The sequence below is a fragment of the Pseudomonas sp. AK181 genome, from assembly GCF_051122975.1.
Lineage (GTDB): Bacteria > Pseudomonadota > Gammaproteobacteria > Pseudomonadales > Pseudomonadaceae > Aquipseudomonas > Aquipseudomonas lactis.
In genome coordinates, this window is record NZ_CP146348.1 from 2431130 (window position 1) to 2453755 (window position 22626).

The window sequence follows — 22626 nt, forward strand, 5'->3', positions numbered from 1 at the left end:
CTGAACCTTCGTTCTGAGCAAATAACAAAAAATCAGAAGGAGAGGTTATGAAAAATTCTTTATATGTCATCGAATACGAATACCACCACGAGCCTAAGTCTTTCATTATAAGAGCGGAGGTGATGAATAACGCAGAAGCCTGGCATTGGGCCTGTTGCGATGCAGGCATTGGTATTATTCCTAGATCGCGTAATGAAAAGATCAAGCGCATCAGTAAGCCGCTGGCCGAACGCTATGGTCTTGAGAATGTAAGGTGGCGTCCGTCTGGCAGTATTCCCTTTATTGCAAAACCCTATGTACCGCCGCCACCCGAATGAATGTGTTTTTGATAGATGATGTGCATTCGGGTAGCGTTAGGAGCGAGGCAAGTGCCTACTGTTTTTTGCGTCGCTCCTGCAACATGCACAATTTTTGCACGCTGCGTTGCAGCGCCTCTTTCATGATGTCGGCTGCATACTGTTGCTTGCACGCCGGGCACAGCATGTCTGACGCTGGCGACATCAGGTAGTCCGGGTCATCCAGCGTTGACTCGAAAGGTTGTTTGCAGTGCAGGCAACGTCGGTTCGCTTGTAGATGCGTCACATCGATTCCTCCCTGAATGAAACGGCCACTCTCAATTAAGAAGTGGGCGTTTTCAACTGCTAAAAAGGAAGAATTCAAACAAGCGCTTAGTTGATGTTCTATTGCCAGTATTTTGTGGGGATAGTTGGGTAGTTGCGGGCGCGTGCGCCCGCTCGGTTCGTGGGGTCAGGTTTTTGCCGTTCTGCTGCGTACTTTTCGTGCAGTTTCTGCCCGATAAGCCCTAGGAATGAATGAAGCTGCTCACGAATTCCGCCTTGACCACGGGAAGTTCGATCCCATGGATCAAGCCGGCGGTGAGCGCTTGTTGTGGGTCGAGAATGCGTGGCGCGGCGATCAGGTATTTTTCGGTCTCCAGTTTTTCGACGGCATCGGCGGTGCGCTCGGCCACGATGCGTGCATACAACTGCAAGTCGTAGTCCAGACTCATCGCATATTCGGACATGCGCGAGTGGTCAACCGCGCCTTGCACATGCCAATGAAAGGGGTGGAACAGGAATTTGCTGTGTTTGCAGGCGGTCCTGCGCTCACCGGCCAGGAAGATGATATTGCCCATGGATTCCACTGTGCCCAGGTTATGGGTATGCACTGGAATCGGCAGGGACAATAAAAAGTTGTACATCGTAAAGCCGTAGCTGCATTCACCGCCCATGGTGGCGATATTCAGTACCAGGCCTTGGGCATCTTGCTGTACGGCCAACGAGGCTTTTTCGATCAGTTGGCTGCATGTGGAGGCGGTGACCGGTGCGGTGAAGTTGATAATGTGTAAAGGCATGGTGTCCCTCATCAATGAAAGCAGGGGAGCATTGCTCCCCTGCATCAAGCACATCAGCTTTTGCGTCCGCCGCCGTGGCTGTGTTCGCCACCTTTACGCCCGGCTTCGGAAGCTTTTTCGCGGTCGTTGGCGAAATTGCCGCCACTGTTCTGGCCACCTTTGCTGCCGGCCTCGGCGGCGCGTTCGGGGTCATTCTTGAAATTGCCCCCGCTGTTCTGGCCGCCTTTGCTGCCGGCTTCAGCGGCGCGTTCGGGATCGTTCTTGAAGTTCCCGCCACTGTTTTGGCCACCTTTGCTGCCGATCTCCTGATAGAACTCTTTATCATGGGACGCAGAAGTGGCTTCGCCGCCTTTTTTACCGGCTTCGCTGACGCTCATGTTGCCTTGCTTGTCTTGAGTAGTCATGTTCAGTTACCTCGTCGTTATGTCGGTAATGTAACGTTCACTTCGATTGTGCTGGAAACTTGTACTCAGGGCGTGCGTTAAGGTGCACGGTTACAAGTGCCTCTCACACAAGGGTGGCGTTTTAGATGCACTGATCGTCGCTTCGGCTTGTTCAGCAAGTTGCTGATGTTCGTAACACGCGGACGTATTAGAACGTAGGCCAGTCCTTGCTTTAGTTTGCACTTCTACAATCGGCCTGCGAGATAACTCGCCGCGCTGATTATCAATTGACGCACGCATGATGAATGCCCTTTGTTAACAAGCGGAACAGCGGCACTGGCCGCTTCGTCAGGACTTACGTCCACCACCATGGCTGTTCTGGCCGCCTTTACGCCCGGCTTCCGAGGCTTTTTCGCGGTCGTTGGCGAAGTTGCCGCCAGAGGCCTGCCCACCTTTTTTACCTGCCTGCGATGCTTTTTCGCGATCATTGGCAAAGTTTCCAGGGTTTTTATTGCTCGTCGTCATAACAATACTCCCAGTTTTGAAATGTCGTTTCGCTAGTTGCCCATTTATGCAACGGACATCTTTTCTGATAAGGGCAGGTGCGCAGATGTTTTGAAATTTTTTAAAAAGGGCGATGAACGGTAGAGGGGCAGGCGAAACTTGTACAAGTAGGCCCCCAGAGTGCCGCTTCGTATAAGTTTGCTGCGTCGATTGATATTGAATTAATGGCGACCTTAACGGTTCGCTTGGCATTCAATACGTTGTCTGATAATGGTCATTAAAGGCGCTGGCTCCTCTGGCCGGCGCTCAGCCGCACACTCTGTTGCTGCAGCCTGCACAGACTGCTTGTATGCTGGCACTCTGGAACCGGTTGCCCCTGTGAGTACCGACGTTCGAATGATGGCTGGATGGAAACCGGACTTCCTTAAGGTGCTGACGTGAAGCGTGATACCCGTCTTGTGATGCTGTTGCTGTTGGTGATCGGCTGTTCCCTGACTTCGTTGACGATTTGGAAAGTCCTGTCCTCCCGCGACCGTGCGCTGGCGGAAGTGGATGTGCATGGCTTGAACCTGACCCAGGCGCTTACCACCTATACCGAAGGTATCGTGCGGCAGAGCTCGTTGTTGTTGCTGGGGCTGGTTGAGCGCCTGGAAACCGAAGGCAGTGGCCTGGTGCAAATCCAGCGAATCAGTACGCTGATCAACCGCCAGCAGCCGCTGATGCCGCAGCTCAGCGGCATCACCATTTATGATCATCAGGGCCGGTGGTTGCTGTCTTCCAATCGCGCGATCCCGGAGGGCGCCAATAGCAGTGATCGGGCCTATTTCATCCACCATCGCGACGATCCGAGCGCTGAACCTTTTATTGGCCCGCCGATTCAGAGCCGTTCCAACCATGAATGGGTGGTGACCATCAGCCGCCGTTTTAACGACGCGGCGGGCAACTTCGCCGGCGTTGTCGCTGTGACCCTGGGGGTGGAAAACTTTCTGCGGGTATTCGGCAAACTCGATGTAGGCCAGGAGGGCGCGATCGGCCTGTCCTACGCCGACGGCACGTTGCTGGTGCGTTACCCCTTCCGCGAGCAGGACATGGGCCGCAACTTTTCCTCCTCGCCTATTTATTCCAAGTACCTGGTCGACCAACCGGTGGGCACCGCGGCCTATACCTCCAGCCTGGACGGGGTGGAGCGGCTCTATGCCTTTCGCAAAAGCGAAACCCTACCGCTGATCACCACCGTCGCGTTGGGCAAGCACGAAGCCCTCGCGGCGTGGCGCATCGAGGCGGCGTTGTCAGCGGTCGTGGTGGTGGGGCTGTTGGGGCTGACAGGTCTGATCGGCTGGTTTCTGATCCTGGATATTCGCAGGCGTACGGCGGCGGAAGAGGCGTTGCGCGTCGCCCAGCAGCAGTTGCTCGACTCCAATCGGCAGTTGGCACTCTTGGCGAAGAAGGACGCGCTGACCGGCCTGGCCAACCGCCGCTGTTTTGATGAAACGCTGGCCGTGGAAGCGCGCCGGGCGCAGCGCGAGGGGACGTCGCTGGCATTGCTGATGCTCGATATCGACCATTTCAAACGCTTTAACGATGCCTTTGGTCACGTCGCGGGAGATGCGTGCTTGCAAGCGGTCAGCACGTTATTGGAAACGTGCGTGCGGCGGCCGTCGGACCTGGTGGCGCGCTATGGCGGAGAAGAAATGGCGATCATCCTGCCCGCGACTGACAGCGCAGGGGCTGCGGTGGTCGCGCAACGCATTCTTACGCGCCTGCAGCAGGAGAACATCACACACCCAGGCAGTCCCTTCGGGCACGTGAGTGTGAGTATCGGTATCGCGACGGGCATGGGCTCACGGCTGGAGCCGGTGTTGGGTCTGGTGGAGGCTGCGGATACAGCGCTTTACGGCGCGAAGGCGGCGGGGCGCAATGGGTTCAACGTGCATCCCGCGGACCGGCTCACATCCCCAGCGTCGGGATCATGAGTTCGCCGCACTCCATCAGTTGGCCAGCGGTGACTTGCAGCTGCGGTGTGGGTTTTGCCGCATAGCCTGCGATAAAGCCCGCACTTAGCAGTGCAAGGCAGAGGACGGCTTTTTTCACAAGCATGCGCAGGGTCTCGATCGGTTCAAAAGGGTGAACCACAGATTGCCCATTCAAGAAAAGGTTCCCGCGTAGCGCTCCCCCGGCCAGTCCGCTGATCTTGCCGGATCAGCGGGTTCAGGGCCGAGGGTTGGGTTAGCGATCAGATACCCAGCGCATCATCTTTTCAAGGTGACCCGTGTGTTCGTCCCGCTGTTCGCTGAGAACGATAAATCCGTGCTTCTGGTAGAAATGAATGCTGGAAACATTCTGCGAATACACGCTCAGTTGAAGAGCGCCTCTAGACCCCATGGCATCTTCCAGCAACTGCGTGCCTACGCCGCGGTCCTGATACGCAGGTGAGACAAATAGCGCTGCCAAGGTGTTTTCATATACGCAACTGAAACCCCGGACTTGTCCATCAACCTCAAACACACGTGTCACGGCGCTTGGTATGTAGATCTCGCGCATGGCGCCCAATTGTGAATGCCAGAACTCGGGGGCGATGAAGTGGTGAGCCAGGATTGACGCTTGCAACCAGATGTCCAGCACAGGTTCAAAATCAGCGTTTTGAAAGTCGCGAATCATACGGCCTCAACGTTTGAGTGTGCAGGGCGAACACCGGCGGGGCGGTGGGCGCTGTCGCGTTTAAAGACCCCCGCGGCAGCGATTCTGAGCAGCCGACGAAAGTTCGGGCATTGCGCGTGATCAGGCGCAGGGCAGGCTGCCGCGTGCCGCAAGCCACGGCTCATGGCGCGCAGTTGCCTTACCGTCGCATCAATCTCGTCGGCCTTGGCCAGCAGCACCGCTCTGTCCACATCAGCCTGGCCGTTTGGCGATAGCATGGCCTGTATTTCATCCAGCGAAAGTCCACCCGCCTGCCCAAGTGCAATCAGCGCTAACTGCTCAATCACCGCCGCTGAAAACTGGCGGCGAATACCGGGTGGGCTGATCGAGGTGATCAAGCCTTTCTTCTCATAAAAACGCAAGGTATGGGCAGGGACTCCCGTGCGCTTGACGACCTCTGCGATATCCATTGGCAACCCATTGACTTGAAGTTGACTTCAACTTCTATGATGCCTGCTCACGTTCAATGGGTCCATGAATAAGAGGTAGATATGGCAGCGCTGGAAGTGGTCGCACAGGTTGTGTTGTTAGGGGCGGGAGCTACCGCCGTGATGGATATGTGGATGCTGTTGATGAAGGCTCTTGGCGTTCCGACGCTGAATTTCGCGTTTGTGGGGCGTTGGGTCGGTCATGCGTGCCAAGGGCGGTTTGTTCACGCCAGCATACGGCAGGCGTCATCCGTTCGAGGTGAAGTGGCCCTGGGCTGGGTCGCGCATTACGTCACCGGCGTTGTTTTTGCGATAACGCTGGTGTGGGTTGAAGGGATTGTCTGGCTGCAGGCCCCCACCATTTTGCCGGCACTGATACTGGGTGTGGTGACAGTGGCCGTCCCGCTGTTGCTGATACAGCCTGCGATGGGGGCCGGGTTTGCATCCTCCAAGACAGCCGCGCCAGGCAAGAATCGCCTGCGCAGTGTGATCAACCATGGTGTGTTTGGGGTGGGCCTTTACTTGGCCGCGCAGGTGATTGCCTGGGCCTGAGCGGGATCAATGGACGAATTTGACGTAAATGTGTTCAGGGTCATCGTCGTCCAGATTCTCGATCTGGCCACTGGGGATAAACCCAGCTTTAATCAGCAGGGCCTGCGCCGCGCCGTTGGAGGCATTGGTCGACGCGAACAGCTTGGGCGTTTTGCAGGCCGCTTCGGCCGCTGCCAGAAGACGAAGGCCGACGCCCTGGCGCTGGTACAGCGGTGAAACCACCACCAGGGCAATAAACCCATGGTTGAAAAAATCGTGGGTGAGCACCAGGTAGCCGGCGCACACGTTAGCGTCGGCGGCTACCAGGCATTGCTGGCGAACCACGGCGTCATAGATAAACACACCACGGCTGGCATGCTCGGTTGCGTAGGCATCCAGTGCGACCAAGGCATGCACATCGTCGGGGGTGGCTTGGCGGATCAGCCAGTGTGGGGCAGCGGGGGGCAGAAGGTATTCAGTCATGGTCGTTGAGCATCCTCTGTTTAAACACTTCATTACCCCCCCGAGCCTGATTACATCATCACGACAGCGAACACGCCGCCTTATCGATAAACGCAGCGACTTCTGCCGGTCTGGACGCCAGGGAGGCGTGGCTGGCATCCAGTGTGAGGGTTTCCCGAGTGCCCAGGCGTTTGGCCATGCGTGCCTGGTTGTCGGGATGGATCATGCGGTCCTGGCTCGAAATCTGATACCAGGACGGTTTGTTCTTCCACGCCGGGTTGCTGACCACATCGCCAAAGGTGCTGGCCAGCGGGGCCTTTTGGGTAACCCCCATGACTTGGCCTTCTTGCCGGGGCAGGTCCTGGCAGAAGCTGTCGTGGAACCGTTCAGGCTTGACCCACAGATAACCGTCGCTATCAGGCGCCAGGTTAGGGGCGGCTTCGGGCAGATGTTCCTGGGTGATGCCGCCAGGGCTTTCGCCGTCATCCGGGGCGAATGCCGCGATGTACACCAGGCCTGCGACATTTGGTTCGTTGCCCGCTTGAGTGATGACGGCGCCGCCATAGGAATGCCCCACCAACAACACCGGGCCCTTGATTTGCGCAACCATCTTGCGGGTACGTTCTGCATCGTCGGCCAGCGAGGTCAGCGGCATCTCCACCGCATGCAAATCGGTATAGCCCTTGTTGTGCAGTTCGATAATCACCCGATTCCAGTGCGCCGCACCGCCCCAAAAACCATGGACCAAGACAATTGCCGGTTTCTCACTCATGTGTAAGTTCCTTGTGCATTGATGAGGTGGTGCTATCGCTCGCCTAAGGGCGGCGTTATGGATAGCACAGTTATGGCTGCGATGGCGCGCGCGGGAGTTACGTTCGTCGGCCTGGTTGCTGTCGTTGTTTAGAAATGTTTATGTGATTCAATGGTCATCTCGGCTTGCGCAGGACGCGCATCGGCCGAGGCCATTCAGTCTCTTAAAAGATTCATCCCAAGGAGTAACACCATGCAAGGAAGCACATCGTTCAAGTACTTGGCGTTTTCGTTGATCCCGTTGATGGCCGCCTGTACCACACCCTCGCGTCAGTCCGCCGTCCTCCCTGCGCCAGCCTTGTCGTTCGATAACTGCGCGGTTGGTTGCCCCAACGGTGGCAGCCCGGTGACGTTGAACCGCCAGGCCTACACGTTGAACAACAACGGCTCGACCAAGTTTGCCAATTGGGTCTCCTACAAGATCACCAAGGCCACGGCGGCCAGCGGGCGCTCCCGCGACTGGCGCACCGACCCGGATATTCCAGCCGGGGAAACCCTGGACCCGGTGGATTACAACGGCGCCAACGTCGCGCTCAAAATCGACCGTGGGCATCAGGCCAACCTTGCGTCAATGGCCGGGGTGGCCGACTGGCAAACGCTCAATTACCTGTCGAACATCACCCCGCAAAAAGCCGAGCTCAACCAGGGGCCGTGGGCACGCCTGGAAGACCAGGAACGCAGCCTCAGCAAGGAGCCAGGCGTCGATCAGGTGTATGTGGCCACCGGGCCGCTGTATGAGCATTTTGTCGGCTCGTTGCCGGGCACGAACAAAGTGCACACCATCCCCAGCGGCTACTGGAAAATCATCGTGGTCGGCAGCTCGCCGGAAACGGGCCTGTACGCCTCATTCGTGATGAACCAGGAAACCCCCAAGGGCGCAGACTTCTGTGATTACCAGGTCACCGTGGATCACATCGAAGAGCGCTCCGGGCTGACGTTCTGGAGCACCTTGCCGCAAGCGATGCAAGCCACGCTGAAGGCCAGGCAGGGTCAGTTGCCGAGTCGGATCGGCTGTAGCCGCACCAAAGCCTGACGCCTAGTCGGCACACACCAATGAGGGCCTGCGGCTGCTGTTCTTGCCCAGGCGCTCATGTTTCGCGGCGTCTGTGGCCTGTTCACGCAGTGCTTCTTCCAGCGCTTGCAAATGCTTGGACAGGATCTTCACCGACCCGCTCGGGTTGGCGGGGTCAAAGGGGATCCGGCCATTGGCAATCAGCACCATGGCCAATTCCCAGGCGCGTTGTGAGTCGTTCATGACAAGGGTTTCCTTTTTTAACGTGGTCGATATAGAGGTGTGACCCGCTTCAAGCGGCCCTATATCAACTGGGTTGCTGCCGAAATTTCGATCACTTCAACGCTTCAGTTGCGCCGAAACCATCATCTTTTTAGATGGTGGCCGCGAAGCGTCGAAAGAATGAACCACCGCGGCGCGGTGGTCACCTAATCGGTATGAATCGGTCGTTTCCCATTCAATGTTCCGAGGGGCAACCATGGACTCTGTATTGCGGGCTGTGGCGATTTACCTGGTGCTGCTGGTGCTGTTCAAAGTTGCCGGCCGGCGCACGCTGGCTGAACTCACCACCTTTGACCTGGTGCTGTTGATGGTCATCGGCGAAGCCACCCAACAGGCGTTGCTGGGCGAAGATTTCTCGATGACCAACGCCGTGCTGGTCATCGCCACCCTGATTGCCATCGACATCGGTTTCTCGCTGGCCAAGCAGCGTTCAGCCTGGTTCGCACGGGTGCTTGATGGCGGGCCGACGGTGCTGGTCGAGCAAGGCCAGGTGCTGCATAAACGCCTCAAGCATGCGCGTCTGGACGAGGGCGACATTCTTGAGGCAGCCCGGTCCACCCAAGGGCTTGTCGAACTCAAGCAGATCCGCTTCGCGATTCTTGAGCGCAACGGCAAGATCTCGGTGATCCCGTTTGAATAACTCCTGGCCCTCCATTCGTCAGCCAAGGGCCTGTTTTTTGAACGCACGCGCCTCTGTTCCAGACAGATAGATCATGGGCGGACGAATTGTGCTTTCGTCACGCGTGTATCACTCACTCGCCAACAGGTGAACGATCATGAAGAAGCTTTATATGTGCCTGGGCCTGTGCAGCGCGCTCATGCTGCACGGCTGTTTTGACAACGCAGACAACGCCACCAAAGACAACAACAGTGGCACCCAGTCGTCAGTGCAGATGCAGGAAGGCAAGGCGGACGAGAGCAAATAAGCCGTCCATGCAGCCAACGCTTATCTGCCTGAATGCTCGCCACCCGAATGTGGTAGCTGGCTTGCGATAGCGGTGGTTCATTTAAAGATGCAGTAACTGACAGGCCGCCTTCGCGAGCAAGCCCGCTCCCACAGGGGACCTGTGCCAGGCGTTGATCCTGTGGGCAACACATAACCAATGTGGGAGCTGGCTTGCCTGCGAATGGAGCGACTCGGTTTACCTGATGAACCGAAGTGCTTGCATCGCAGGCAAGCCCGCTCCCACAGTTGATCGCGACCTATCAACGCATATGCAAAATGATCGGGCTACTGCTCGCCGGGTCCGTATGCCCGCGCAACTTGCTTACGGCCTTCGCATCGACCGCGCCGCCGTGGTTACCCCAGGTACCGCGCACGTAGCTCAGCACGTCGGCGATTTCCTGGTCGGACAATTGCTCACGAAACGCTGGCATACGGTAGGCGTCCGGTAAACCGGCGGTGACCACACGTTGCGAGCCGTTGAGGGTGATGTTGATCGCCGAAGCATTTTCCTTGGCCAAGGCCGAGGTGGCGCCGGCCAGGGGCGGCATCCAGTCGGGTTGGCCTTTGCCGTCGAGGCCGTGGCAGGAGGCGCAGCGGGTGGCGTACGTGTGGGCGCCAGGCGCTTCCGAGCGCGCCGTGACTGCTTGGTACTGCCAGGGGCTGCCGTCACGCTGCGGGTCGCCGGGCAGTGACTTGAGATAGCGAGCGATCGCGGCCAGGTCATCGTCCTGCATGAACTGCGTGGAGTTGTTGAAAGCTTCGGTCATCGACCCATAAACCACGGCATGCTGGTTGCGACCGGTCTTGAGGAACTGCACGATCTGCTCCTCACTCCAGCGGCCCAGGCCGGTGTTGTGGTCTTGGCGCAGGCTGGGGGCGTACCAACCGTCGAGCAGGGCACCGGCGAGGAACGGCGCGCCGGATTCGTCCAGGGCTTTCTCGTTGAACGCCAAACCACGCGGCGTGTGGCAACTGCCGCAGTGGCCGGGGCCTTGCACGATATACGCGCCACGGTTCCACAGCGCGTCCTGGCCGGGCTTGGCGGCGTAGGTCGCGGTGGGCGCAAACACGCCGTTCCACAGGGCGATGGGCCAACGCAGGTTGAGCGGCCAGGGAATGCCGCTGGGCAGGTTGGGCTCATTGGCCGGTTGCACGCCTTTCATGAAAAATGCGTACAGCGCCTGGATGTCGTCATCGCTGAGTTTGACGTAAGACGGGTAGGGCATGGCCGGGTAGAGCCGTCGCCCACCCGGCGCCACGCCGTGGCGCACCGCGCGGTCGAAGTCGGCCAGGCTATAGGTGCCGATGCCATGCTCGCGGTCGGGGGTGATGTTGGTGGCGTGGATCGCCCCCAGCGGTGTGGCCATTTCAAGGCCGCCGGCGAAGGGCGTCTTGCCTGGCAGGCTGTGGCAGGCCACGCAGTCACTTACGCGGGCGACGTATTCACCGCGGCTGACCAAGGCGGGGTCGAAACTCGTGGCTTGTTGCTGTTCAAAAGGCGAGGCGGGCTGGCGCGTGACGTACCAGGCCAGCACGCCTGCGGCGACCACGCAGGGCAGCACCAGCCACCCTGCGGTTCTTGCGAATCGGCGGTTATTCATGGGCATTCCCTGTCGGTTAGCTGAAGGTGTAACGGCTCAAAGGCAGACTGCGGATGCGTTGGCCGGTCAATTGCGCCACCGCATTCGCCACGGCGGGCGCCACAGCCGGCAACGGCGGTTCGCCGATACCGCCCATTTTTTCTCCGCTTTCGACGATCTTCACGTGTACCTGCGCCATACGCGAAGGCGGCAGCACCGGATAAAGGTCGTAGTTGCGCGCCCGTGGCTTGCCATCCACGTACACCGCTTCCTCCAACAAGGTTTGCGACAGGCCCAAGGCCACGGCACCGTTGACCTGCGCCTCCACGATCGCCGGGTTGACGATGCTGCCCGGGTCAATCGCTTGCCAGATGTGATGAACCTTCACCTGGCCGTTCTCGATCGACACCTCGGCCACCACCGCTGCATGGGAGCCAAATGGCGAAGCCATGGCTACGCCGCGTGCACGGCGGGTGCCGTCTTCGGCGGTGTAAGGCCCACGCTTCCAACCGCCAGACAGCTCGGCGGCCGCTTGCAGTAGGGTGGTCAGGCGCGGATTGTCGCGCAGCAGGTGCAGGCGCAGTTCATAGGGGTCATGGCCGCCTTTGTCGGCCAGTTCGTCCAGGAACGCTTCGTAGAAAAAGTCATTGAGCGAATTGCCCACCGAGCGCCAATAACCGAGCATGGCCGGGCCTTTGACGTAGATCTGCGCGATGCGTTTGTTGGGGAGCGCGTAGCTCTTGCCCGACAAGCCTTCCAGGGCGGTAGGGTCGATGGCGTCGCCCTGTTTGCCGGCGATGGCTTCGGTGGGGCCTTCGGTGGCGCTCACCGCTTCGATGGCCACAGGCAGGCCTTTGTCATCCAGCGCAGCACGGAACTTGACCACGGCGACCGGGCGCAATACATCGCGCACGAACTCTTCTTCACGGCTCCAGATCAGCTTGATCGGCCGGCCCACCGCCTTGGTCAGCGCGATGGCTTGCGGGTAAGGGTTGGCGGAGTCATACAGGAAATGCCGGCCGAAAAAACCGCCCAGCAACGGTGAGTGCAGGGTGATTTGCTCAGTGCTCAGGCCGGTGCGTTTGGCGATGTCGGCACGGAACATATCCGGTGCCTGGTTAGGCAGCCACACCTCCAGCGTGCCGTCCGGGTTAAAGCGAGCCAGGGCTGAAGGCGGCTCCAACTGGGCATGGTTGAGGTACTGGTTGTGGTAGGTGGCTTCGACGCGGGTCTTGGCGCTGGCCAGTGCGCCGGCCACATCGCCTTCGTTTTCGTCATCGCGGGCCGGGCCTTGCTGGGCGGCCAGGAAGTCGCGGTACTTGTCGCTGGAAAAATCCGCCGGCATCGCCCGCACGGTGGAGTCGGCGGCGGCTTCAAGCCATTCCACCTGGATGGCCTCGACGGCCCGCTTGGCGTGCCACCAACGTTCGGCTACCACCGCCACGGCGCCGGGCAGGGTGTGAACCGAGTGCACGCCTTGCATGGCTTGCACCTGCACCTGGTTGCGCAGGCTGCCCACGGTCATGCCCAAACGCGGAGCATGCTGGACGGCGGCATGAAGCATGCCGTCGATTTTCAGGTCGATGGTGTACTGCGCCTTGCCGATGGATTTGTCATAGGCATCCAGGCGCTTGACCGGCTTGCCGATCCAGCGGAACTGGCTCGGGTCGCGCAGGGTAATGCTGGCCGGGTCGGGTACCGGCATATCCAGGGCGCGCCCGGCCAGTTCGCCGTAGCCCAGGGAGCGACCGGAAGCGGCGTGCACCACGCGACCGGGTTGGGTGGTCAGCTCGCTGAGCGGTACACGCAATTGCTCTGCGGCGGCTTGCATCAGCATCGCACGGGCGAGGGCGCCGAGGCGGCGCATGGTCGGGTAGCTCATGCGCACGGACATACTGCCGCCGGTGATGCGCATGCCATTTTCCATCACCACGTAGGCTTCGCCGGGCGGGGCCGCTTCGACGATGAACGTGGCCGGGTCGGCATCCAGCTCTTCACCGACGATCTGCGCCATGGCGGTGTGGGTGCCTTGGCCGCCTTCCATGAAGGGGCTGAGCAAACGCACGCTGCCGTCGGGGCGAATCTCCAGGAAGGCGGGTACTTGAGTGCCGCGTTCAGCGGCGGCGCCGGTCGCGGCTTGCACGCGGGAGGTGCCCAGTGGCAAGCCGAAACCGATCACCAGCGCGCCCACGGCGGTGCTGGCCAGGAAGCGTCGACGGGATAGGTTGATCGGTTCGCCCAGAGCAACGCCGGGAATGATTTCGGTGGTGTTCATCAGGCGGTCTCCTTCCCGGCGGCCAAGGCATCCATGGCGGCATGGATGGCGTTGTAGGTGCCGCAACGGCAGAGGTTGACCATCGCCGCGTCGATCTGCGCCTTGGTGGGTGCGGGGGTGTGCTTGAGCAGCGCGGTGGCTGCCATCACCTGCCCGGACTGGCAGTAGCCGCATTGCGCCACTTGATGCTCGACCCAGGCCGCCACCACACGTTTGCCCACGTCATCGGCCTCCACGGCCTCGATGGTGGTGATCTCGCGACCGACCACCCCGGCCACGGGCGTCACGCAGGCGCGCACCACATTGCCGTCCACCAGCACCGAACAGGCGCCGCACTGGGCCAGGCCGCAGCCGTATTTGGTGCCGGTCATGCCCAGGTTATCGCGGATCACCCACAACAACGGTGTGTCGGCTTCGGCATCGACCTGATAGGCCTTTTGGTTGATACGTAATTCCATGCGGGCTCACCTGCTGATCATCGGTTGGTGGTGCTTTTTCTTATCAGGGACGTGCGCGGTGGCATGCCCTGGTGTCGCTCATGGGCGACGGGTTATGGCGGCGGGGTTGAGAATCGGTTTCATCTTGGCCACGCGCGCATGGTTGGACTCTAGACCACGGCGCAAGGGGTATCTATCCCGGTGGGCGATAAGTCGGAGGATCAGGCAAGTATTCGCGAGGATTGAGCGATAGAAGCAGTGGCTGATCCGAGATTTTGACTGATGTCCCGGCATCCCTGTGGGAGCTGGCTTGCCTGCGATGACGGCCTGCCAGCCGACGCCTATCTACCTGACACCCCAACGATTCAACTGTGGGAGCGGGCTTGCTCGCGAAGGCGGCCTGACAGGCGACACTGTTATACCGAGTACATATCCATTCCTGCGGTAACGGCCACTTAGGGTTCCGCCTGACGGCGGGTCACTTTGGAAAAGAGCCCCAAAGTAACCAAAGGGCTCTTGCCCCACCACTCGGCACCTCGCTTAGGCTCGGTGTGCCCGAACACAGGCTTGAATCCGTGGGCCGCCGCCACGCGCCATCCATGGCGCGGGGCGGCTAACCCGGCGTCCTGCCGGGTTACCCACGAATTCAAGCCTGCGTTCGGCCAGCGTGGTTTAACGGGGCGCTTGAGATCAAGATCAAAAGCAGGTCAAGAGCAAGATCAACAGCGACTCGCTTCGCATCGTGGATACCCATGCTTTCGCAGGGCCTATTCACACAACCCCATCAATCAAAATATGCGGCTGCCCCCGGCTGCAGCGCTCGATGCGTGCCTGCACCTGGTAAACCTCGCGCAGCATCGCTTCGTTGATCACCGTATGGCTCGGCCCGCTGCCCTGGGCTGTGCCGTCGGCGATGACCAGCACCTGGTCGGCAAAGCGCAGTGCCTGGTTCAGGTCATGCAGTGCGATAAACACAATCACCTCGCGTTTGCGCGCCAGGGTGCGCATGAAGTCCAGTACTTGTACTTGGCGATGCATATCGAGGGCGCTGGTGGGTTCGTCCATCAGCAGTACGTCGGGTTCGCGCACCAGCGTCTGGGCGATGGACACCAGTTGTTGTTGGCCGCCGCTGAGTTCACCGAGGTTGCGAAAGGCCAGGCCGGTGATGCCCAGGGCACTGAGCATTTCGTCGACCAACTTCAGTTCGTCGTCTTGCACCACCCACCCCGGCGTCAGTTGTTTGCGCGCCAGCAGCACCGACTCGTACACCGTCAACCGGGCGCTGGCGTTCAGTCCTTGGGGCATGTAGCTGATGGCTTGTGCACCTTTTTGCGAGCCTTGCAGCAGCACCTCGCCTGGCCCGTCAATCAGCCCGGCCATGCGCTTGAACAGGGTGGATTTACCGGCAGCGTTGGGCCCGACCACCGCCACCACCTGGCCGCCGACGAAGGCTGCGGTGTTCACGTCGCGGATGATGGTGCGCTGGCCGTAGCGGGCGCCGAGGTCTTTCAACTGGAGACTTACCATGAGTTTTTCTTGCCGCCCAGGATCAGGGATATAAAGAACGGCACGCCGATCAGTGACGTAACCACGCCTATGGGGAAAATCGCCCCCGGAATCAGGGTTTTGCTGACCACCGAGCTGGCCGACAGAATCAGCGCACCGGTCAGCAGCGAGGCGGGCAGGAAGAAGCGCTGGTCCTCGCCGATCAACATGCGCGCGATGTGCGGGCCCACCAGGCCGATAAAGCCGATGGTGCCGACAAAGGCGACCGGGAACGAGGCGAGCAGGCTGACCATGATCAGCGTTTGAAAGCGCAGGCCGCGCACGTTGATGCCGAAGCTGGCGGCCTTGTCGTCACCCAGGCGCAGGGCGGTGAGGGCCCAGGCGCGCTTGGCGAAAATCGGCAGGGTGATCAGGATGATCAGGCAGATCACCCCAAGCTTGGGCCAGGTGGCTTTGGTCAGGCTGCCCATGGTCCAGAACACCACGGCTGCCACGGCTTGTTCGGTGGCGAAAAACTGCACCAGCGCCAGCAGCGCGTTGAAGGTAAAGACCAGGGCTATGCCCAGCAGCACAATGGTTTCGGCCGTCACCCCACGGCGCAGGCTCAGGAAATGGATCAGCAGCGCCGAGAGCATCGCCATGATGAACGCATTGACCGGCACCATGTACTGCGCCGCCAGCGGAAACAACGCCACTCCAAACGCCAGGCCCATGGCCGCACCGAAACTGGCGGCGGCAGAAATGCCCAGGGTAAAGGGGCTGGCCAGCGGGTTATTGAGGATAGTCTGCATCTGCGCCCCGGCCAGGGACAACGCCGCGCCGACCGCGACCGCCATCAGGGCGACGGGCAGGCGGATGTCCCACATCACCACGCGCACTTGCGGCGCGGCGTTGTTTGGCGAGAGCAGCGCGCCGAGCACTTCGCCCAGGCTGTAGCGCGCCGGGCCCAGCGCCAGGTCGAGCAGCACGCTGCACAGCAACAGCAACGCCAGGGCAACCAGAATCAGGCGTTTGCGCATGACAAGGCTGCGGTAGGTCGGGGCGCTCATGGCTTGAGGCTCACGAAGTAACCCGACTCATAAGGTACCGGCAGGAAGCGTTCGTGCAATTCACGAAACGCAGCGTCCGGGTCCAGGTCGGCAAACAGGTCGGGGTGAAACCACTTGGCCAGTTGCTGGATCGCCACGAACTGATACGGGCTGTTGTAGAACTGATGCCAGATGGCATGGAAGGCTTGCGGGCCCTGGGCCTTGATGCCGGCATAGGCGGGGCGCTGGGTGTACCACGCCAGCTTGGCTCGGGCCTGGGCCATGTCGGCACCCGGCCCCACGCCGACCCAGTGCCCACCCGGGGCAAACGCCTCCCAGTTGGCGCTGGTGACAACGACCTGGTCGGGGTTGGCCACGATCACCTGTTCGGGGTTCAACTGGCCAAAGGTGGTGGGAATAATGGCTTTGGCGATGTTGTCGCCGCCGGCCATCTGCACGAACAGGCCGAAGTTTTCATTGCCAAAACTCAGGCAGCAGTCATCGGTGTAGCCACCGATCCGCTCGATAAACACGGACGGGCGCGCCGGTTGCTGCGCGGCAATCACGTCGGTCACGCGGCGGATCTGCTGGTTGCGAAACGCAATGAAATCCTCGGCCCGTTGCTCTTTGCCGAACAACTGGCCGAACAGGCGCATGGTCGGCTCGGTGTTGGTCATCGGCTGGTTGCGAAAGTCCACGTACACCACCGGGATGCCCAAGGCATCGAGCTTCTCGATATAGCGCGCATCCTCGGTGGCATGTTGCGCCTCGATATTGAGGATGATCACGTCGGGGCGTTGCGAGATGGCCTGCTCGATATCGAAGGTGCCGTCTTCAAAACCGCCGAAGGTGGGGATCTTGGCGATGGCGGGAAACTTGCGCAGGTAAGCGTTATAGGTGTCTGGGTCGGACTGGATCAGGTCCTTGCGCCAGCCAACGATCCGTTCAATCGGGTTTTGCGTGTCCAGCGCCGCCACCAGGTACAGCTGGCGGCCCTCGCCAAGAATCACCCGCTGCACCGGCAGGTTGACCTTGACCTGGCGCCCAAGCAGATCGGTGACGGTGGTCAGCGCCGCCATGCTCGGCAGGCTAGCCCCCAACAACCCGGTGAACAGCAGCGCCGCTAAAACGTGGCAACGTCGAACAATGCAGATCATGAATCAAGCCCTTGCAGGTGTCAGAAATCGACCGTGGCCGAGAGGAGGAGGGTGCGTGGCGAGCCTTGGGAAAACGCGCCGTAGGAGGCGACGCCCGACCAGTACTCACGGTCGAATAGGTTCTGTACCGTGGCGCGTAGGGTGGTCGGGCGGTCGGCGATACGCGTGCTGTAGCGTGCGCCGATGTCGAAGCGGGTCCACGCGTCGAGCTTTTGGGTGTTGGCCTGGTTGACGTACTGGCTGGCGGTGTAGATGGCGCCTGTGGTGAGCGTCAGGCCCTCGACCCATGAGGTGTCCCATTCGGCCCACAGGTTGGCTTGCACGTCGGGCACGCCCACCGGTGTGTTGCCGCTGTTGGTGGCAATCGCGGTTTTGGTCAGTTGGGCGTCCAGCAGGGTCACGCCACCGAGCAGGCGCGTGCCGTGGGCGACTTCGCCCAACACATTGAACTCCAGGCCACGGTTGCGCTGTTCGCCCTGTACCGAGAAGCGCCCGGCGGCCAGTTCGCCGCTGGGCTTGTGGATCTGGAACAGCGCCAGGGTCGACATGAAGGTGCCGTAGTCGACCTTGACCCCGACCTCATGCTGTTTGGACACGTAAGGCGCAAACACCTCACCGGCGTTGGTGGCGTTGGAAGGTGCCACGTCACCCTTGCTCAGGCCTTCGAGGTAGTTGTAGTAGAACGCCACATGTTCCCAGGGCTTGAGCACCGCGCCGAACAGCGGCGTGACCTTGGCATCGTCGTAAGTGCTGGTGGCCACGCCGGCGCTGTTGTAGTTGCTGGACTGGATACGCTGTTGGCGCAGGCCGACGGTGACTTGCACGCGCTGGTCGAGCACCGACAACGTATCGGCGATGGCCACGCCGGACAGTTCACTGGCCGATACTGTCGGCGTGGCGGGCTTGGCAATCACAGGCTTGGGCCGGTCCACCGGATGGTAGAGATTGGACAGCACCGGCGCCCCGGAAATAATCCCCCGCGACAGCTCATCGCGATAACGGCTGACCTGCACGGTACTGCTGTGGCTGATGGGGCCGGTCTCAAAGCGCAACCGCGCACCGGCGTCGACCGTGTAGCGCTGCACCTTGAAACGGTAATAACCGGGGATTGACGAGGTGTCACCGGCGGCGTTGATGAGGGTCGGCGTCTGGTCGGACATGCGCGCCACTGCCGACCTGCCGCCCCCGGCATGGGCGAACAGTGTGACGGCGTCGGTGAGGTCGTATTCGCCACTGAGCAGCGCGGATTTATCTCGCGTGCGCGACCAGCCCCAGTCCTGGCTGACGTTGGTGCGGCCGTTGGCGGCGGAGGGGACGTCGACGCCGGCAGCAATCAGGAAGGGGCGCGAGGCGGCGTCGAGTTTCTCCTGTTGGGAGATCAGGTCGAGGCTGGTGCGCAGGCGTTCGCCCTGGTAGTCCAGGGACAGCGCGCCAATACCGACATCGCGCGACTGCTGGTCGACCACCGTGTCACCGTTCTGCAGGCTAGCGTTGAGGCGTACGCCGAATCGGCGCTCGTCGCCAAAGCGCCGGCTGATATCGAGGTGGCTGCCGACCTGCGCGTCCTGGGTGTAGCTGGCGGTGTAGCGGGTCAGGTCTTCATCCAGGGAGCGCTTGGGCACCACGTTGATCACGCCGCCTACCGCGCTGTTGGGTGACATGCCGTACAGCAGCGCACCGGGGCCTTTGACCACTTCGATACGCTCGGCGTAGTCGGTAAATACCCGGTAGTTGGAGGCCACGCCGTACACGCCGTCGAACGCCAGTTCTCCCAGGTTGCCTTCACCCACCGGGAAACCGCGGATGAAGAACGAGTCGACAATCCCGCCCGTCTGCCCGGTGGAGCGCACCGAGGAATCACGCTCCAGCACATTGCCCACGGTGGCTGCCTGTTGGTCCTGGATCAGCGCGGCGGTGTAGGCGCTGACACTGAACGGGGCATCCATCACGTCGGTATTGCCCAGCATGCCCAGGCGCGCGCCGGTGGCTGCCTGGCCGCTGGCATACAGCGGGGGCAGGTCGGTGGCGCGTGGCTCGGGGGCGCTGACGGTGATGTCCGAAAGCGTGACTTGGCCCGGCACCAGGGTGTAACTGCCGTCGCTGCGTTGCACCATGTCCAGGCCGCTGCCGGCCAACAGGTGCGTGACCGCTTCCTGGGGCGAGTAACGGCCGGATAAGCCTGGGCTGGTCAGGCCCTCGGTGAGTGCCGGGAGAAATGACAGCGCAATACCGGCGTCCACGGCAAAGCTCGACAACGTGGCGCCGAGCGGGCCGGGGTCGATGTGGTAGGCGCGCACCGTCACCCTGTCCCATTGCGCCGGCACGTCCGCCAGGGCGGCACCGGCCAGGGCCAGGCTGAGCAGCGCGCTGCGAATCACAAGCATGGAGGGCAGCCCTATGGACGAAAGGGAAAAGGGGTTTGAGTGTTTGCCAGCCGAGCGCGAAAAAAGTATCAGCCGCGCCGCGTTTTATTTTTGCGCCGCTTCAAGCTGGCGACAGGCTGACCCAATAGCCATTCAAATGGCCGTTGGCGCGCACCGGGTAGGTTTGCACCAGCATGTTCAAGGTGCGCTGGGTATCGGCGATGGGGAAGGCCCCGGAAATACGCAGGTTGGCAATGGCCGGGTCGTAGCGCACGAAGCCACGCCGATAGCGGGTCAGTTCCGCGACGAAGTCTGCCAGGCGCATGTTGTCGGCCATCAGCATGCCTTGGGTCCAGGCACTCACATTGCGGTCGGCGGGGGTGAGCGCAGCGAACTGTTGCGCGGAAAAATCCGTGCGTTGCCCGGCGTTGACGATCAATGGCGCGCTCTGGCTATTGTCGGCCAGCCTCACTTTGACCGCGCCCTCAAGCACCGCCAGATGCGTGCGCGGGCCCAGTTCGCGCACGGTAAAACGCGTGCCCAGCGCCTGCAGATGGCCCTGGCGGGTGCTGACCAGAAACGGGCGGGATGCGTCTTGTGCGGTCTGCACCAGGAGTTCGCCTTCGCGCAGGCTCACCAGGCGTTGCTGGCTGTCGAACCGCACGTCGATGGCGGTCTCGGTGTTGAGGGTCAGATGCGAGCCGTCGGCCAGGGTCAGTTCGCGACGCTCGCCGATGCGGGTGCTGTAGTCGGCGCTCCATTGCTGGGACTGCGCCAGCTTCCAACTGCCCCAGCCCACCGGCATTACCGCCAGCAACAAGGCCAGTTTGCCCAGGGCTTCGCGGCGCTGCGGGTTGCTGGGGCGGTCCAGCGCCGACATCGCCAGGGACGGCGGCAGGCCACCGAGCTTGCTTTGCAGCAATTGCGCGCGCGCCCAGGCACGGCCACGCTCGGGGCTGCTGACCTTCCAGCGCTCCCACTCGGCGCGTTCGCTGGCGCTCAATTCGTTCTCGCTCAGGCGCATCAGCCACTCGGCGGCTTCTTCCAGGGCGTCGGTGGGCAGCGGCGGTTCCTTGCCCAGGCTGAGCACTTATTCCACCCGCATCAGGCACTGAACGAGTGCCTGTTTCATGTAGCGCTTGATGGTGATCAGCGACACGCCCAACTGCTCGGCGATGTCCTGGTATTTGAGGCCGTTGAGCTGCGACAGCAGGAACGCACGCTTGACCAGCGGCGGCAGCGCGTCGAGCATCGCGTCGATTTCGTGCAGGGTCTCCAGCACCAGGAAGTGCGCTTCCGGCGACGGCACCTCGTGGGCCGGCACGCTGGCAAGCGCTTCCAGGTAGGCACGTTCCAGGGCCTTGCGCTGGTACCAGTTGACCAGAATGCCCTTGGCTACGCAGCTCAAGTAGGCGCGTGGCTGGTCGATCACGGTAACCTGTGAGGCCAGGATACGGGTGAAGGTGTCCTGGGCCAGGTCCGCCGCATCCATGGCATTGCCGAGTTTGCGTTTGAGCGTGGCGTACAGCCAGCTGTGATGGCCGCTGTACAGCGCCTCGATTGCGCGCAGGTGAGGGGTGTTATCGGCGGGAAGGCTTTCGCTCATGGCGCGCAACCGTGCAATTGAGAAGTATTCCCAATGCTAAGTGCAAACCCGTCGGTTGCGCAACGCGAGAATCGCAATCAGCGCCACGGCATAAGCCACACACACAAACAGGTAGGTGTACGCCAAGCCATAGGCCTGGCTGAGCAGGCCGCCGGCGCAGATGCCCACAATCGAGGCAAATTGCGCGGTGCCTTGGGCGATCCCCAGCACATGGCCTTGCTGCGCGCTGTCGGCGGTTTTTGAAACCAGCGCCATCAGTACCGGTGTGGTCGCGCCCAGCAATACGCCCCAGACAAAATAGGCGACCACAAACACCAGCGGGTTGCGGGTGAGGCCGGCGAGGGCGGTGAGCGCGATGCAGCCGGCCACCACCCAGGTGAGGCGGCGCAAGCTGTCTGCCTGGCTGCGACCTTCGAAGTGGCGCGCCCAGGCGGTGGCCGACAGGATAAAACCCAATGCCAGCAAGCCGTAGCACAGGCCGACTATGGCATTGCTGACAGTGAACGTTGTACTCACATACAGCGCGAACGAGGTCTGCGGCAGCATCCGCGCCAGCAGCAGAATGCCCATCACCGTCAGCAGCGGCAGCAAGGCCGAGGCCTGCCAGGCGCCGCCCGTTGACGAGGCTGTGGTTTTCTTCACCGGTGGCACGTTCGGCAAGGTCAGCGCTGCAATCACTGTGCACACCGCGCAGAGCGCCGCGGCGCTGAGGTTGATCCAGAAGAACGTCGCATGGTCGAGGATCAAGCCGCCGAGCACGGCGCCGAGCAGCGAGCCGACATTGGTGGAAATCTGCAGCAGCGCAAACAGCCGCGCGCGCCGTGACGGCACCTCGATACTCACGCCATACGCCTGGGCCGGGGCGATGTAGCCGGCACAGGCGCCTTGCAGAAAACGCAGCACCAGGATCGCCCAGAGGTCGCTGAACAGGGCCAGCCCCAGTTGCGTCAGGGTCAGGCCTGCCAGTGCGCGAATCATCATCAGCTTGTGGCCGTAGCGATCGCCGATACGGCCCCAGAACGCGCTGGTCAACAGGATGCCGAGCATCGGCCCCACGTACACGGCGACGCTGGCGAAGCTGAACAGCGTGTCGGAGTCGGTCAGTTGGCGTAAATGCACCGGCCAGAACGGCCCGCTCATTTCCATGGCGCCCATGGACACAAGCTGGATCGTGAACAGCAGGGCAATCAGGACGCGGGTGGGTGGCATGGAGCAGTCTCGCTATACAAAAAAAGTCGCGGCAGGGGTGATACTTTTTCACGCGT

General features: G+C 61.2%; 25 protein-coding genes. 6 read left to right on the forward strand and 19 right to left on the reverse strand.

Annotated elements, in window-relative coordinates; translation table 11 throughout:
- The first annotated feature begins 47 nt into the window (after positions 1-47).
- Positions 48-317 carry a DUF6555 family protein gene (locus V8689_RS11685; RefSeq protein ID WP_003190473.1) on the forward strand — a complete coding sequence of 90 codons (270 nt, stop codon included), beginning with the start codon at positions 48-50 and terminating at the stop codon, positions 315-317.
- A 55-nt stretch (positions 318-372) separates the two neighbouring features.
- Here the strand turns inward: V8689_RS11685 and V8689_RS11690 are convergent, their stop codons facing one another.
- The 4 genes from V8689_RS11690 to V8689_RS11705 form a co-directional block, all read right to left on the reverse strand.
- Complete coding sequence (locus tag V8689_RS11690; protein WP_032892340.1) at positions 373-582, reverse strand: hypothetical protein; 210 nt, start codon at positions 580-582, stop codon at positions 373-375.
- Positions 583-802: 220 nt separating this feature from the next.
- Positions 803-1354, reverse strand: a complete 552-nt coding sequence (locus V8689_RS11695; protein WP_003190476.1) for an ATP-dependent Clp protease proteolytic subunit — start codon at positions 1352-1354, stop codon at positions 803-805.
- A 53-nt stretch (positions 1355-1407) separates the two neighbouring features.
- Entirely contained in the window at positions 1408-1758 is a 351-nt protein-coding gene (locus V8689_RS11700) for a general stress protein (protein ID WP_019821493.1), read from the reverse strand.
- Between the two features lie 327 nt (positions 1759-2085).
- The gene (locus V8689_RS11705) at positions 2086-2262 is read right to left on the reverse strand and encodes a general stress protein (RefSeq protein WP_003190478.1); all 177 of its coding nucleotides are present in this window, start codon (positions 2260-2262) and stop codon (positions 2086-2088) included.
- Between the two features lie 416 nt (positions 2263-2678).
- On the opposite strand from V8689_RS11705, the gene V8689_RS11710 reads away from it, so the two are divergent.
- On the forward strand, positions 2679-4214 hold the full coding sequence (locus V8689_RS11710) for a sensor domain-containing diguanylate cyclase (protein ID WP_056784093.1): 1536 nt from the start codon (positions 2679-2681) through the stop codon (positions 4212-4214).
- A gap of 253 nt (positions 4215-4467) precedes the next feature.
- On the opposite strand, the gene V8689_RS11715 is transcribed toward V8689_RS11710, so the two are convergent.
- Positions 4468-4899 (reverse strand): GNAT family N-acetyltransferase, encoded by a 432-nt coding sequence (locus V8689_RS11715; RefSeq protein WP_056784097.1) that lies wholly within the window; start codon positions 4897-4899, stop codon positions 4468-4470.
- Positions 4896-5348 carry a helix-turn-helix domain-containing protein gene (locus tag V8689_RS11720; RefSeq protein WP_056784100.1) on the reverse strand — a complete coding sequence of 151 codons (453 nt, stop codon included), beginning with the start codon at positions 5346-5348 and terminating at the stop codon, positions 4896-4898. Before V8689_RS11720 ends, V8689_RS11715 begins: the two co-directional genes overlap by 4 nt.
- Before the next feature lie 81 nt (positions 5349-5429).
- On the opposite strand from V8689_RS11720, the gene V8689_RS11725 reads away from it, so the two are divergent.
- Positions 5430-5918, forward strand: a complete 489-nt coding sequence (locus V8689_RS11725) for a DUF2938 domain-containing protein (protein ID WP_056784103.1) — start codon at positions 5430-5432, stop codon at positions 5916-5918.
- Positions 5919-5924: 6 nt separating this feature from the next.
- Here the strand turns inward: V8689_RS11725 and V8689_RS11730 are convergent, their stop codons facing one another.
- Together V8689_RS11730 and V8689_RS11735 are read right to left on the reverse strand one after the other, a co-directional pair.
- Entirely contained in the window at positions 5925-6380 is a 456-nt protein-coding gene (locus tag V8689_RS11730) for a GNAT family N-acetyltransferase (protein ID WP_056784106.1), read from the reverse strand.
- A gap of 58 nt (positions 6381-6438) precedes the next feature.
- Positions 6439-7131: an alpha/beta hydrolase gene (locus V8689_RS11735; protein ID WP_056784109.1), complete on the reverse strand. Its 693-nt coding sequence runs from the start codon at positions 7129-7131 to the stop codon at positions 6439-6441.
- A gap of 231 nt (positions 7132-7362) precedes the next feature.
- On the opposite strand from V8689_RS11735, the gene V8689_RS11740 reads away from it, so the two are divergent.
- Complete coding sequence (locus V8689_RS11740) at positions 7363-8202, forward strand: DNA/RNA non-specific endonuclease (protein ID WP_056784113.1); 840 nt, start codon at positions 7363-7365, stop codon at positions 8200-8202.
- A gap of 3 nt (positions 8203-8205) precedes the next feature.
- Here the strand turns inward: V8689_RS11740 and V8689_RS11745 are convergent, their stop codons facing one another.
- Positions 8206-8424 carry a hypothetical protein gene (locus V8689_RS11745; protein WP_056784115.1) on the reverse strand — a complete coding sequence of 73 codons (219 nt, stop codon included), beginning with the start codon at positions 8422-8424 and terminating at the stop codon, positions 8206-8208.
- Between the two features lie 235 nt (positions 8425-8659).
- On the opposite strand from V8689_RS11745, the gene V8689_RS11750 reads away from it, so the two are divergent.
- The gene (locus V8689_RS11750; protein WP_014718042.1) at positions 8660-9103 is read left to right on the forward strand and encodes a DUF421 domain-containing protein; all 444 of its coding nucleotides are present in this window, start codon (positions 8660-8662) and stop codon (positions 9101-9103) included.
- Positions 9104-9239: 136 nt separating this feature from the next.
- Positions 9240-9389, forward strand: coding sequence for a hypothetical protein (locus tag V8689_RS11755; RefSeq protein WP_177342994.1), 150 nt, complete (start codon positions 9240-9242; stop codon positions 9387-9389).
- A 280-nt stretch (positions 9390-9669) separates the two neighbouring features.
- On the opposite strand, the gene V8689_RS11760 is transcribed toward V8689_RS11755, so the two are convergent.
- From V8689_RS11760 to V8689_RS11805, 10 genes are all read right to left on the reverse strand, one after another.
- Positions 9670-11010, reverse strand: a complete 1341-nt coding sequence (locus V8689_RS11760) for a c-type cytochrome (protein ID WP_056784117.1) — start codon at positions 11008-11010, stop codon at positions 9670-9672.
- Positions 11011-11026: 16 nt separating this feature from the next.
- A complete protein-coding gene (locus tag V8689_RS11765) occupies positions 11027-13264 on the reverse strand; it encodes a xanthine dehydrogenase family protein molybdopterin-binding subunit (RefSeq protein WP_056784120.1) in 2238 nt (745 codons plus the stop codon).
- The gene (locus V8689_RS11770; RefSeq protein ID WP_014718046.1) at positions 13264-13722 is read right to left on the reverse strand and encodes a (2Fe-2S)-binding protein; all 459 of its coding nucleotides are present in this window, start codon (positions 13720-13722) and stop codon (positions 13264-13266) included. The genes V8689_RS11765 and V8689_RS11770 overlap by 1 nt, the downstream gene beginning before the upstream one ends.
- 750 nt (positions 13723-14472) lie before the next feature.
- Positions 14473-15228 carry an ABC transporter ATP-binding protein gene (locus V8689_RS11775; RefSeq protein WP_056784122.1) on the reverse strand — a complete coding sequence of 252 codons (756 nt, stop codon included), beginning with the start codon at positions 15226-15228 and terminating at the stop codon, positions 14473-14475.
- On the reverse strand, positions 15222-16256 hold the full coding sequence (locus tag V8689_RS11780) for a FecCD family ABC transporter permease (RefSeq protein ID WP_056784124.1): 1035 nt from the start codon (positions 16254-16256) through the stop codon (positions 15222-15224). The genes V8689_RS11775 and V8689_RS11780 overlap by 7 nt, the downstream gene beginning before the upstream one ends.
- Positions 16253-17392: an ABC transporter substrate-binding protein gene (locus V8689_RS11785; RefSeq protein ID WP_056784127.1), complete on the reverse strand. Its 1140-nt coding sequence runs from the start codon at positions 17390-17392 to the stop codon at positions 16253-16255. The genes V8689_RS11780 and V8689_RS11785 overlap by 4 nt, the downstream gene beginning before the upstream one ends.
- 20 nt (positions 17393-17412) lie before the next feature.
- Entirely contained in the window at positions 17413-19776 is a 2364-nt protein-coding gene (locus V8689_RS11790; protein WP_060766254.1) for a TonB-dependent receptor, read from the reverse strand.
- A 100-nt stretch (positions 19777-19876) separates the two neighbouring features.
- Entirely contained in the window at positions 19877-20845 is a 969-nt protein-coding gene (locus V8689_RS11795; protein ID WP_056784133.1) for a FecR domain-containing protein, read from the reverse strand.
- Entirely contained in the window at positions 20846-21361 is a 516-nt protein-coding gene (locus V8689_RS11800) for a sigma-70 family RNA polymerase sigma factor (RefSeq protein WP_032892325.1), read from the reverse strand.
- Positions 21362-21397: 36 nt separating this feature from the next.
- The gene (locus V8689_RS11805; RefSeq protein ID WP_056784135.1) at positions 21398-22570 is read right to left on the reverse strand and encodes an MFS transporter; all 1173 of its coding nucleotides are present in this window, start codon (positions 22568-22570) and stop codon (positions 21398-21400) included.
- Between the last annotated feature and the right edge of the window lie 56 nt (positions 22571-22626).